General features: G+C 43.7%; 8 protein-coding genes. 4 read left to right on the top strand and 4 right to left on the bottom strand.

Annotated features, from left to right (window positions below; translation table 11 throughout):
• Positions 1-14 precede the first annotated feature (14 nt).
• Entirely contained in the window at positions 15-2,549 is a 2,535-nt protein-coding gene (locus U0035_RS14440; RefSeq protein ID WP_114793206.1) for a phosphocholine-specific phospholipase C, read from the top strand.
• Here the strand turns inward: U0035_RS14440 and U0035_RS14445 are convergent, their stop codons facing one another.
• On the bottom strand, positions 2,550-4,157 hold the full coding sequence (locus U0035_RS14445) for a sulfatase family protein (RefSeq protein ID WP_245957848.1): 1,608 nt from the start codon (positions 4,155-4,157) through the stop codon (positions 2,550-2,552).
• Positions 4,158-4,380: 223 nt separating this feature from the next.
• A complete protein-coding gene (locus tag U0035_RS14450) occupies positions 4,381-4,824 on the bottom strand; it encodes a hypothetical protein (RefSeq protein ID WP_114793205.1) in 444 nt (147 codons plus the stop codon).
• 266 nt (positions 4,825-5,090) lie between these two features.
• Here U0035_RS14450 and U0035_RS14455 point away from each other — a divergent pair, with 266 nt between their 5' ends.
• Entirely contained in the window at positions 5,091-5,723 is a 633-nt protein-coding gene (locus U0035_RS14455; protein ID WP_114793204.1) for an HD domain-containing protein, read from the top strand.
• A gap of 52 nt (positions 5,724-5,775) precedes the next feature.
• Positions 5,776-6,402, top strand: a complete 627-nt coding sequence (locus U0035_RS14460) for a class I SAM-dependent methyltransferase (protein ID WP_114793203.1) — start codon at positions 5,776-5,778, stop codon at positions 6,400-6,402.
• Positions 6,403-6,424: 22 nt separating this feature from the next.
• Here U0035_RS14460 and U0035_RS14465 read toward each other — a convergent pair whose 3' ends face one another.
• Together U0035_RS14465 and U0035_RS14470 are read right to left on the bottom strand one after the other, a co-directional pair.
• Positions 6,425-7,996: a hypothetical protein gene (locus U0035_RS14465; RefSeq protein ID WP_114793202.1), complete on the bottom strand. Its 1,572-nt coding sequence runs from the start codon at positions 7,994-7,996 to the stop codon at positions 6,425-6,427.
• Positions 7,997-8,352: 356 nt separating this feature from the next.
• Entirely contained in the window at positions 8,353-10,890 is a 2,538-nt protein-coding gene (locus tag U0035_RS14470; protein ID WP_114793201.1) for a zinc-dependent metalloprotease, read from the bottom strand.
• Between the two features lie 211 nt (positions 10,891-11,101).
• Here U0035_RS14470 and alaS point away from each other — a divergent pair, with 211 nt between their 5' ends.
• Positions 11,102-13,759: an alanine--tRNA ligase gene (gene alaS, locus U0035_RS14475; RefSeq protein WP_114793200.1), complete on the top strand. Its 2,658-nt coding sequence runs from the start codon at positions 11,102-11,104 to the stop codon at positions 13,757-13,759.
• Positions 13,760-13,831: the final 72 nt, after the last annotated feature.

Raw genomic sequence — 13,831 nt, forward strand, 5'->3', positions numbered from 1 at the left:
AATTTTAGTGTATCATGGCAATAGACTTTTCGAGGAGAGATTTCTTAAAAAAAACAGGACTATTGGCGGGCGGCGCGGGTGTTTTCTCCGCGCTCCCCGGCTCTATTCAAAAGGCAATGGCCATTAACCCGGCAAAGGGTTCCACCTTTGAAGATGCGGAACATATTGTATTGTTGATGCAGGAAAATCGCTCCTTTGATCATTGTTTTGGTGCGCTTCGGGGTGTGCGGGGGTTTAATGATCCCCGGGCGCTCAGGCTGGCAAATGGCAACCCTGTATGGCTGCAAACCAACAAGGACAATAACTCTTACCTGCCTTTCCGGCTGGATATGCAGAACACAAAAGTAACCTGGATGGGCGGATTGCCCCACTCCTGGGAAGACCAGGTAGATGCTCGAAACCAGGGCCAGTATGATCAGTGGCTGATTGCCAAAAAAACGGGCTACAAAGGTTTTGAGGATAAGCCTATGACACTGGGCTATTATACCCGCGAAGACCTGCCATTTAACTATGCCCTGGCAGATTCCTTTACTATTTGTGATCAGCATTTCTGTTCTTCTTTAACCGGAACTACGCCTAACCGGCTTTACTTTTGGTCGGGTGCGCTTCGGAAAGATGGCTTGGCTGAAAACCCGGCCCTGGTGCGAAATAATGAAGCCGATCATAATGCAGAAGTAAGCTGGGCCACATTGCCCGAACTGTTGCAGGAAAATGGCATATCATGGAAAGTGTACCAGAATGAACTAAGCATTCCATCCGGCCTCAGCGATGAGGAAGATGCATGGCTAGGCAATTTTACAGATAACGACCTGGAGTGGTTTTCCCAATATCATGTACGCCGGTCGAAAAAATATGAGAATTATCTTAGCGGTAAACTTGCCGGGTACGATAAAAGCCTGGCAGAATTAAAAGAGCGCCTCGACAAAAATCCAGAGGATGAAAAAACACAGCGTGTATGGAAGGGCTTAGAAGAAAGAAAAAAATACTACATCAAAGAATTAGATCGTTGCCGCGAAGAACTTCAAAAGAACCTAAGCGATCATGAACAAGCTTTACACAACAATGCTTTTGTAACCAATGAGGCCGACCCCGACTATCACAGCCTGGAAGAAATAGAATATGAGCATAAAGGAACCCGAAGAAAAATGCGTGTTCCCAAATCAGACGTATTGGCCAATTTTAGGAGCGATGTAAAAAACGGTCAGCTTCCCGCAGTAAGCTGGTTAGTAGCGCCGCAATATTTCTCCGATCATCCTTCGGCTCCCTGGTTTGGCGCCTGGTATGTATCGGAGGTATTGAATATTCTTACCCATAATGAAGAGGTTTGGAAGAAAACGATTTTCATTTTAACCTACGATGAGAACGATGGGTATTTTGATCATGTATTACCCTTTGTTGCTCCCGATTATAGAAATCCTGATACCGGAGCAGTTTCTGCTGGTATCCGTAATATCGCCAATGAGTTTGTAACCATGGATGATGAAATTCATCAAAAAAAAGTGTCTCAAAAAAATGCACGCGAACATGCTATTGGCCTCGGATACCGGGTGCCGTTTGTGGTAGCCAGCCCCTGGTCGAGAGGGGGCTACGTAAACTCGCAGGTTTTTGACCATACCTCTGTTGTACAGTTCATAGAAAAATTTGCTTCGCGTAAAACCGGTAAAAAGCTGGAGCTAAATAATGTTTCGGATTTCAGGCGGGCGGTATGCGGAGATCTGTCTTCCATTTTCCGGCCTTATGACGGTGAAAAAATGCAGCAGCCCGATTTCCTGGAAAGAGATATATACCTGCAACAGGTAGATGAAGCCCGTTACACGCCAGCCCCCGAAGGCATACATCCCGTAGATAAAAAAGCAGAGGAGGAATTAAAGCAAAATCCTGCTGCTACAAAAAAATATTTCAGGCAGGAAGCAGGCACCAAGCCATCTTCAGCTCTGCCTTATGAGATGTACGCAGAGGGCACCATTCAAAATAACCGGATGCAGTTTGAGTTGGGAGCAGGAAAGACATTATTTAAAGAACGGTCTGCCGGGTTTCCATCAGTGTTGTATGCTTATGAACCTTATCTGAGTACGAATGGGGCCGAAAAGATAATAAACCGCAACTGGTCATTTGCTGTAGCGCCGGGCGAGCAATTGAAATATGAAGTTCCATTAGATGGATTTGCAGCAGCAGCTTATCATTTCGCTTTGTTTGGACCCAATGGCTTTTTTCGTGAGCTAAAGGGAGGGAGCAATACACCTGCAATTAGCACCAGGTGCGATTACGAGCTGATCACTGTTAAAAAGAAAAGACAGGTTAGGCTAACCATCAATAATTCATCAGGCAAGGCAATAGCCGTGCAGGTAAAAGACAATAGTTATGGTCAGCCAACTATTAAACGAACGGTATCGGCAAAATCAACAGTTGTATTGATTTTGCCGGTTGATAAGGCCGGGGGTTGGTACGACTTTTCAGTTGTGCAGGATAACGATAAGGTTTTCGAAAGAAGATATGCCGGACGGGTGGAGAATGGGAAAGATTCTATCAGCGACCCGGCGATGGGTTAATTATTTGCGCCTTGCTTTGGGCATAAAACGCTGATCATTCTCCTCCGAGTCTTTGTAATGCCTTCTTGTTGCTGTCAGCTTTTTGTGCATCGTCTTTTTTACATCGGTATAGGTTGGGTCATTGTATACATTATTCAATTCTTCGGGGTCTTTTTCCAGGTCGTACAATTCCCATTCATCTACGTCGTAGTAAAAATGGATGAGTTTATAACGATCGGTACGGATACCATAATGCCTTTTAACCATATGGATGGAGGGATACTCATAATAAGTATAATAGATTACATCCCTCCATTTCTTTTCTTTACCCCCCGCCAGTTTTCTAAAAGACGCTCCTTGCATGTCTTTAGGAACGGTTATGCCGGCATAATCAAGCAGGGTAGGAGCAAAGTCGAGGTTCTGCACTAATGCATCCGAACGGGTTCCTGCAGGTATCTCAGCCGGGTAGCGCACCAATAAAGGTGTTCTTAAAGACTCTTCATACATAAAGCGTTTATCAAACCAGCCATGTTCTCCCAGGTAAAAGCCCTGGTCAGACGTATAGACAATAATAGTATTCTCATCCAGCCCGTTTTCCTTTAAGAAATCAAGCATGCGACCCACACCATCGTCTACTGCTGCAACGGTACCCAGGTAATCCTGCATATAACGCTGGTAACGCCAACGCGTCAGTTCCTGGTCGTTCATTGAAGGGTATTTCTTTTTAAAAGCAGCCATAATGGGATTGTACACACTATCCCAGGTTGCCCGTTCTGCAGGCGTCATGCGACCCAGGTTGTTATTAAAAGCGGCTTTATCCCAGTTCAGGTATTCTTTAATACCTAGTTCATCCATAAGGGCTGGCGGGATCTTATTGTCACCGGCCCAGTTCATGTGTTTCAAAATATTCATCTCCGCAGTACGGGCTGCAGAACCCCTGTTGGCATAGTTATCAAAAAGAGTTTTAGGCTCAGGCACGGTCATACTGGTATAGGCAGACAAATGCCTGAGTGCCGGTAACCATTCGCGATGAGGGGCTTTTTGGTGGTATAGTAAACAAAAAGGTTTTTCCTTGTCCCGGTTTTTGATCCAGTCGATAGCCATGTCGGTAGTGAGGTCGGTAACATAACCCTGTAGCTGTTTCTTTGTGCCGTCAACAATAAAGTTTGGGTTATAATACTCACCCTGGTCAATCAAAACCGCGGAATGATCAAAGCCCTGGGGCAAGCCATCCATATGTATTTTACCAATCAATGCGGTTTGATAGCCGTGCTGCTGTAATTGCTTGGCGAAGTTGTCCTGGTTCCAGTTAAACCGGGCTTCGTTATCTACCTTGCCATTAACAAAACTATGTTTGCCTGTAAGCAGCACAGCTCTGCTGGGGGCGCAAAGCGAGTTGGTAACCGTGGCCCTGGTAAATAAAATACCTTCTTTTGCCAGCCGGTCAATATTAGGGGTTTTATTCAGTCCATAACCATAAGCGCTGATGGCCTGGTAGCCATGGTCGTCGCTCATGATGTAAACGATATTGGGTCTTTGCTTTTTTGAAAGATTGGACTGGCCTTTCACACTTTGGCAGGTACAGATAACTATCAGGCCCCAGAGCATTTGTTTTAAATCCGGCTTCATGTGATGTGTTTTATCAATAAAAGTACAAAACAAATATAAGTGGCAGGGATGCTCTGTTTATGACACACGTAAGTTTTAAAAGTTAATACCGGGGTAACCTATAAAATAAAAAGGGAGAAGATAAGAATACCCCCTCCGTTGTTTTACATGAGAAAAATTTAAATCAGCCTATTGTCAGGCTGTCCAAAGGAGTTCTTCAAACCTTCGGAGATCGTGTCGAAGCCTATTTATCGCCTCTTTTATATTTTGCTACTAACTCAGTATCGCCAATGCTGTTAGCATTGATATGAGTGTATGATTTGTCGTCTTTTAAAACGATGCGATAATTAACGCCGTTTTTATTAGCCACTTCAGTTACACCAAACACCTCTTTACCTTTGTATTCCTTTTTAATGGCATAAAGCACATTAGAAGGAAGGTTGCTCTCGCCATAGTAGCGAATCGTTTGGATCAGGTTGCCTTTAGCGTCGATAGTTGCGCGGGACTTAATGCCGTCACTGGTGAAAAAAGCCTCATAAGTATTTCCTGTATTGGTCCATTTTACATTATCAGCGTCTTTAAAAAGCTGGTTGAATGTTTTTTCAGCTTTCTCTGTTACCGGTTCAACAGCAGCAGCATTAAAAGCCAATGTCAGTATCATGGCGGCAGAAAGAATTAAAGTTTTCATTTTATTAAGTTTAATTATTTTTTAATTGTTTCACAAACATACGCCTGGTGCAGGGCCTGGGTCAACAGCTAAATGGTAAACAGTACTTAAATTACCGGTAAACAGCGGTTTTGCCCGGGTGAAATTCCTGATGGTATGCAACCATGGTTTGTTTCTTTGTTTATAATTTAGAGGACTAATGCATTATTTCCGTCTTGCTATATATAATTCGCAGAAATTCAAATAATGTTACAGTGAAAGCAAAAGATTTTTAAAAAAAGAATGAAATGCTTGAAAATTCATTTAAGCTGTTGCTCATAAATTATACTGATAACAGCAGAATAACAGATCGATACTGGGACGAGATCAACACCTGTTATGCAGAGCCACACCGGCATTATCACACCATTTTGCATCTTAATAATTTCCTGAAAGAGCTTACCGCTATTAGAACGCGATTAGAGAATTGGCCGGCTGTGCTTTTTGCTCTTTATTACCATGATATAATTTACGACCCCCTTCGATCCGACAACGAAGAGCAAAGCGCTATTTTGGCCAGGGAAAGAATGGAGCAAATCTCAGTTCCTGGTTTCATTATCGGGGCTGTAGCGAGCTGTATCATGGCTACCCGGTCGCACGAGGTAAATGATAGCCCTGATGTTAATTATTTTACTGATGCAGACCTGTCTGTTTTGGGACAGGCTCCGGATATTTATAAAGCATATAATAATAATATCAGGAAGGAATACCGGGGATATCCTGATGCCATTTATTACCGGGGCCGCAAAAAAGTGTTATCGGACTTTTTGCAAATGACGCACATTTTTAAAACTGATTTCTTTTACGACAAATATGAAGAACAGGCAAGGATAAATATAAAAGCTGAAATTGCATGGTTAGACAATAGTAAGCTGTTATAGTATTTCACCTATAGACAACCTCAACGTATCTTTGAGAATTAATACAATGAGTATGGATGTAAGAAATGCCTACAATGTATGGGCGCATCAATATGACACTAATAAAAACCGGACCAGAGACCTGGAGGCCATATCATTAAGAGAAACCCTGAGTGATAGGACCTTTGACCGGTGTTTGGAGATAGGTTGTGGTACCGGTAAAAATACACAATGGTTGCTGACTAAAACGCGCCATATAACAGCAGTTGATCTTTCAGAAGAAATGCTGTTAAAGGCAAAGCAAAAGATAGACGCATCGCATGTAAGCTTTAGGCAAGCCGATATAACAGAAGACTGGACCTTTGCCGAAGGTTTATATGATCTGGCTACCTTCAGCCTGGTGCTGGAACATATAGAAAACCTGGATGATATTTTTGAAAAGCTTTCACATGTATTATCATCTAAGGGTTATGTTTATATAGGAGAGTTGCATCCTTTTAAACAGTATGCAGGAACTAAGGCAAGATTTGAAACCGAAGAGGGGACTGCCATCGTCAACTGCTTCAACCATCATATTTCTGATTTTACCCGCGCCGCTGCCGGTAATGGGTTCCGGGTAGCAAGCATATCAGAGTATTTTGATGATAATGACAAAGCGACTGTACCCCGCATTCTTACATTACTCCTTCAAAAGAATTAACCCGGCGGATTGGTAATGCATCTTAAAGATCAGGATGATCTTCTTTTACCCTTCTTTTGCTTTTGAGGTACTTGTTATAAACAATCTCCTGCATAGGTCTGCCGGCCACCTTGCTTTCCAGCCATGAAATGATATCCAGGTAAGCTAATGAACGGGTTTCAAAACGGTTACCTTCCAGGTGCTGCACTTTATCCAGGAAGTGCTCAAACTCGGGCTTCAGCTGGCGGCTGGTAAACTTGAAGGAATTACGCAAAAAGCGGAACATTTCCTGCTCAATGATCGTCAGATTTTTCATGCGCGACATATAGCGGAATACCGAACGGGTTAAAGAGTCCATCAGTTCGAGGTTGCCCAGCTCATAATGCGCCAGTAAATGCATCAAACGGGCGTAGCATTGCAGATCGGTTCTTAATTCAGACGAATCGTTGATAATCTTTTGCAGGTAGTCGATGCAGGTGCTGTAATCCCCGGATAGATAGTAGAGCAGGGCGATCTTGTAAGTGATCACCATTACCCTGTGTTTATCCAGGAAGAGATCATATTCCGCCATTTTTTCTTCGATTTGCGGAATGGCTTTTAACCCTTCATCGCATAAACCGGTGATGTTGTAGAAATTGATCTTGGCGCCGGCTATATAAACAAAAGACTGGACGGTAAAGTTTTCGTTATCCTGCACCCGTTTGGTCTGCGAAAATTCTTCAAACTCCTTTAGTACGGCCCTTAACTCCGCATAATTGCGTAAATCAAAGTGGGCATTAAGGAGACTATGGTAACCTTTAACCAGGTGACCTGTTTCTACGCGCATCATATTCGGCATCTCCTTAAACAGGTCTACCCATTTCTGTGCGTAGCGATAATACATTAAAAAGTCCTGCCTGATAAATGCATACCAGGTATAACATTGATAATAGTAAAGTCTCTCATAAAAACCTTCCTGCTGTCCCGAGCCTGAGGGCAGCGATTGCCTGAAGAATTTCTTTACCTTTTCTTCCTCATCTTCATTGCGGGCATGGCCGTTGGCGATAAAAAACCCGTACATCTGCAAGGAAAGGTTCGAAAGCCGGGTGATCATATCCAGCTTCCGGTTGGCTTCATTGGCCTCTTCCGATAACTCGTCGATACGTGTTTTAAACGTGTCTGTTACATTCAATGCCTCGATTCTTTTCTCCAGGGATAGTAAAAGCGGTAAAAAGAAGAATTTTTGGTTCACTTGCGCCACTTCCTTTGCTTTGTCTATTGCACGCAGGCTTTGAAAGAATAATCCCTTTTTGTAAAGAATATGTGCAGAATCGAATAACTCGTTTAATTGCAGGTCAAGGCTGTCGTTGCTTTTTAATAAGCGTAAACTTGCCAGCAACTCTTTATACAAGTGAGATTTTAAATTGGATAGCTGGGGCTTGGTAACGCCCTTCATCTTTTTAATGAGCACTTTTTCATCATAAGCGTCCATTTTATCCAATACATCAAATAGCTTGATGATCTTTAGATCTTCATTACCCGAACTACGGGTAATATACAATTTAAAGTGCCTTTTCTCAGCTTTCTCTAAAGAAAGAATCAATTGAAACAATATATCGCTCGGCTTCTTCGGCATTTAAACAAAAATAACTTTAATAGTAAAAAAAACAATAAATATTGTTGAACATAACTGAAAAATAACTCCGAATTAGTTGTTTAGTAAGGTTTTTTGATAGACGGTTACCTATTTGACATGCAGTAATACCGAATAATTGGTATATGTAAACAAATAGGTATATATTATCTTTGTATGGTGAGGGGGTGATAATGAGGTAAAGGCGCAAAATAGATTTTATTACAATTTTTCATATGGCAAGCAATCGTTAGAGGTCAGTCCGTTTCTACGGAAGGACCTTTTTTCTTTTCAGGGCCTGCATGAAAAAAGCGATGGAATAAATCCATCGCCTTAAAATATAGCAAAGCGGCTATATATTATTTAGGCTCCAGAGCCTGTTTGATCCTGTCCTGTAAATCCAGTAAATGATTCTTTGAAGCAGCATCGCCATAGCTGTTTGCTGCGGTACGCAATTCAGCAGATATAGAACGGAGCTGTCCTTTTACCACCGACATAATATCGCTGGTGGCAAAATTGATCTCGCCGCCTCTGGATAACGAAGCCTGTTCCTGTTTTGAAGGGTTGGCTAGTGTGATCAGCTTCTCCACGTAAGATTTTTGTAACTGCCTGCGATAAACGTCAATCGCTTTACGCGAAGCTAACTCCGTAAACACCGATTTCTTTACATCGTTAAGCATTTCTGTGGGCGCGTAGGCTTTTGCACCTACCCGGGCTTCCGCGCTGATCAGTCTGCCCAATGTAGAAGGGTTGACGAGAATATTTAAAGCCCTGTCCTGAACACGGGATATCACGCTTAAAGGCTCCTGCCCGGTCAAAGCTGCATAATCTTTCTGTATGATCCATGTTGGGGTTGCAAATACATTGCTCTGTAACCATGCCATGGCTTCTTTTTGTGTTGACCTGTCAGTAAACTGGTATACCGAACCGGTTTGTTCAACGCGTTTGGGTGTGCGTTCAACACCACCGATATTGTTGGTAACATGGCCGATATATCTTCCAAACTGGCCTACGATCTCGTTATAGATGGTGCCCAGGTTGGTGTAGTCTTTAGTAGACTGGTAAGTGTATTGCGGTAAGTTTACAATAATGCGTTTCAGGTTTTTAATGCCGTAGGTACTTGCCTTCATGGCGTTATCACTCAAATCTTCGGTCTGGCTTCTTGGGTCACCACTGTTACCTTCACCATCACCCCACCAAAGGCGCGGATTTTTTAATCTGTCGATAGTGATCTTGTTCAGCAGCGCCACTTCCTGGTCTGCATTTTTTGCCTCGGGATGCCAGCGATAGCCCCACTCAATAGCCCAGGTATCGTAGTCGCCGATGCGCGGGAATAAGCCTTTTTGCGCAATATTGTCCTCTGGCTGCGCAATGTAGTTAAAGCGGGCATAATCCATAATAGATGGGGTATGTCCGTTGGCTTCAACCCAGGCCTTATCTCTCAACTTTTCGGTTGGTACTGTAGAAGAAGAGCCAAAATTGTGTCTTAATCCTAAAGTATGACCTACTTCATGACTGCTTACAAAACGGATCAGTTGACCCATTAGCTCATCGTCAAACTCCATTTTACGTGCTTTCGGATCAACTGCGGCAGTCTGGATCATATACCAGTTGCGCACCAGGCTCATTACATTATGATACCAGTTAATATGACTTTCCATGATCTCCCCGCTGCGTGGATCGTGTACGTTAGGTCCGCTTGCGTTAGGAATATCAGATGGTTTATAAATAATGGCACTGTGACGGGCATCTTCCAGGTTAAAAGTGCTGTCTTCAGCGTAGGTGGGGGCCAACCTGGCAACGATCGCATTTTTAAAGCCTGCTTTCTCGAAAGCTATCTGCCAGTCATTAACGCCTTGTATCAGGTAAGGCACCCATTTTTTAGGAGTGGTAGGATCAATATAATAAACAATCTGTTTTTTAGGTTCCACCAGCTCACCACGTTTGTATTTTTCAATGTCCTCAGTTTTAGGCTCTAACCTGTAACGCGCAATATAGCGGTAGCGGTCAACGCCTTGCGGATTTACATCAAAGTCGGTAATATTCTGCGTGGTAAAGTACCCAACCCTGTCGTCAAAATAGCGGGGCTGCATCGGTACTTTGGGCAGTAATACCATGGACGTGTTCAGCTCAAAAGTTAAAGGAGACGCCACTGCGTAAGGGTTAGGAGGCGTACCCGGCTGGGAAACCGGCATAAACATATAAGTTTTTACCGTCTTCACTTCTATATTGGTAGGGTAAGCTCTTATGGTTGAAGTATAAGACCTGTCTGACTGCAACATGCCCAATCCCAATATTTTTTTAATAACCGGCGAGAAGAAGAAATAATCGTTATCGCCATTCATATAGTCGGTCACATCAATTACGGCGCCCGAATTATCAGGTGACAATGCTTTTACATCAAAGGAAGCGCCAATCGGTTGAATATTGCTATTCATTACGTTACGGTACATGCCTTCGGTACTGTCGCGTCCGATTTCCTGGAAGGAAGTACGCTTCAGGTAAATCCTGTTATTGGGCCCTTTTTCAAAACGCACAGTACTGGAGTTGATCTGGTCTCCGGCATAGCTGGCTCCGGTTCTAAAACCCGCGGCGGCCTTGGAAAGACGCGATACCACCAGGATGTCACGCTCCATCATGTCATTGGGGATCTCAAAAAAGTACTTATCCTCTATTTTGTGCAACGTAAACATTCCTTTTGTGGAAATGGCTTTGCCGGTAATTACTTCTTTATAGGGTTTAGGCTGGCCGGGCGGACCTACTACTGGCCGTTTGGTAGAGTCAGCCTTGGCTGCAGCAGGTGCTGGCTGATTCTTCTTGGTCCTTCTTTGCGCATGGCTGGCCGTAGTGTGCAGGCCCAACAATGCTAACAAGGAAATAGTCAAAATTCTTTGCATGTGTTATAAATTGGTGATTTAGTGTTCGAATGAAGCGAATTTACTAATTGAAGATCAAAGGAAAATCGATTTTTGATGAACGGCAGTCTTCTGTGAGATTTGTTGATATATTATTATACCTTAAATAAAATTCTTGATGAATCTTTAATATCCGGTAGCTAAAACTTACAATCTCTTCTAGCCGTATCTTTGCGACCCTTAAAATAATAAGATGACCAGCAGCGAAATACGTGAACAGTTTCTTGAGTTTTTTAAAACGAAAGGACACCATATAGTGCCTTCGGCTCCCATTGTAGTAAAAAATGATCCAACCCTCATGTTTACCAATGCAGGAATGAACCAGTTTAAAGACTTCTTCCTGGGTAACCAAAAAAGTCCCAATCCACGGGTAGCCGATACACAGAAATGTTTACGGGTGAGTGGTAAACACAACGACCTCGAGGAAGTAGGGGTAGATACTTACCACCATACCATGTTTGAAATGCTGGGCAACTGGAGCTTTGGTGATTCTGCCCCCGTCCGTACCGGAACGGGCGGGCGTCCGGCAGGCGGGTACTTTAAAAAGGAAGCGATAGCCTGGAGCTGGGAGTTACTGACCGAAGTGTATAAGATTGATAAAGATAAATTATATGTAACCGTTTTTGAAGGTGACGAAAAAGAAGGGCTGCCTTTCGACCAGGAAGCTTATGATGAATGGGCCCGTTGGATTAACCCGGAGCGCATCTTAAAAGGAAATAAAAAGGACAATTTCTGGGAAATGGGCGATACAGGTCCCTGCGGTCCCTGCAGCGAAATACATGTAGATTGTCGCCCGAATGATGAGCGGGAAGTAGTTGACGGTAAAACCCTTGTAAATGCAGACCACCCGCAGGTAATAGAGATCTGGAACAATGTATTCATCCAGTTCAACCGTAAAAAAGATGGCAGCCTTGAAAGTTTGCCGGCCAGGCACGTGGATACCGGTATGGGCTTTGAGCGCCTGGTTCGCGTACTGCAAGGCAAAACCAGCAACTACGATACAGACGTATTTACCGGAACTATTGCTGAAATAGAAAAAATTACCGGGAAACAATATGATTTTAGCGACAGCAAGCAGGCAGTTGCTTTCCGGGTGCTGGCCGATCATATCCGTGCCATCAGTTTCACTGTTGCCGATGGGCAATTGCCATCCAATACCGGGGCCGGTTATGTAATACGCCGCATCCTGCGCAGGGCCGTTCGTTATTATTACTCTTATTTAGATTATAAACAGCCCTTATTACACCAACTGATCCCGGTTATAGCAGCGCAATTTGCAACTGTGTTTCCGGAGCTGCAACAACAGGGGGCGTTTGTAACTAAAGTAATAAGAGAAGAAGAAGACTCATTTTTAAGAACACTGGAGAAAGGACTGAAAAGAATTGATGATATTGTTCAGGCTTCAACCGGTGGTGAAATCAATGGTAAAGATGCTTTTGAACTATACGATACCTATGGCTTCCCGGCAGATCTGACGCGACTGATCGCCTCAGAAAATAACCTGCAGGTGGATGAAGCAGGGTTTAAAGCCGAAATGGAGCAGCAGAAAAATCGTTCAAGAGCTGCCACGGCCGTCGATACGGAGGATTGGATACTGGTAACCGAAGAAACGCCTTCCACTTTTATCGGGTATGAGCAGCTGCAGGCGGTGACACATGTGGTAAAGTATCGTAAGGTAAAAGCCAAAGGAAAGGAACAATACCAGCTGGTATTGCAAACCACTCCTTTTTATGCCGAAAGTGGTGGCCAGGTTGGGGATAAAGGAAGTTTACAGTTTGGTGAGGAGAAAGTGTTGGTTACCGATACCAAAAAAGAAAATGATCTCATTATTCATTTTACAGATAAACTACCTGGTCAGATTGAATTAGAGCTATTGGCATCAGTAAATGCCGAAGAGCGTGCCCGTATTACCTATAATCACACCGCAACCCATCTATTGCATGCAGCTTTAAAACAGGTATTGGGTACGCACGTGAACCAGAAGGGTTCAATGGTGTCGCCGGAAGTGTTACGCTTCGACGTTTCCCACTTTTCGAAAATTACCGATGAGGAAATTAAACAGGTAGAGCAGATCGTTAACCGGAAAGTGCGGGAGAATCACCCGGTAGTGATCAAAGAGATGCCGAAAGATGAAGCCATGAAGCTCGGCGCGATGGCATTATTTGGTGAAAAATATGGTGATACCGTACGGGTGGTGACAGCCGATCCGGCTTTCTCTGTTGAGCTTTGCGGTGGAACCCATGTGCAGCAAACCGGTAGTATTGGCTTGTTTATCATTACTTCCGAAGGCGCTGTAGCAGCGGGTGTACGTCGTATTGAAGCCCTGACCGGTCAGGCAGCTTTTGATTTTGTGACGCAGAAACTGGACGAATACAAGCAGGTAACCGAAGTGCTGAAAAGCAAAGAGCCACTGAAAGCGATCGAAAAACTTTCTACAGAAAAAACAACTTTGGATAAAAGGGTGGAACGACTGGAAGCAAAGGAACTGGTTGGTATTCGTAATGAGTTATTGCAAAAAGATGAGATCGTCAACCAGGTAAACTTCATCGGCGATATTGTAGAAGTAAGCAATGCCGACGCACTGAAAAAACTTTGCGCCGATTTGAAAAATCATCTGAAAGATTTTGTGATCGTGCTTTGCGCCAACATCGGCGGCAAGCCATTTGTAGCGGTAAGCGTTGCCGACAATGTAGTCGCTGCAAGAGGCCTGGATGCGGGACAGATCATTAAACAACATATTGCGCCCCTGATCAAAGGCGGTGGTGGCGGCCAGAAAACCCTGGCAACAGCCGGCGGGCAGGACGCAGGACAATTGCCCCAGGTAATTGAAGCAGTAAAAAGCATGTTATAGACCAACGGAAATATTGATCTTATAAGCCTCACGAACCTACGGTCGTGAGGTTTTCTTTTAGGCGTAAAAATT

The organism is Niabella yanshanensis, assembly GCF_034424215.1.
GTDB classification, from domain to species: domain Bacteria; phylum Bacteroidota; class Bacteroidia; order Chitinophagales; family Chitinophagaceae; genus Niabella; species Niabella yanshanensis.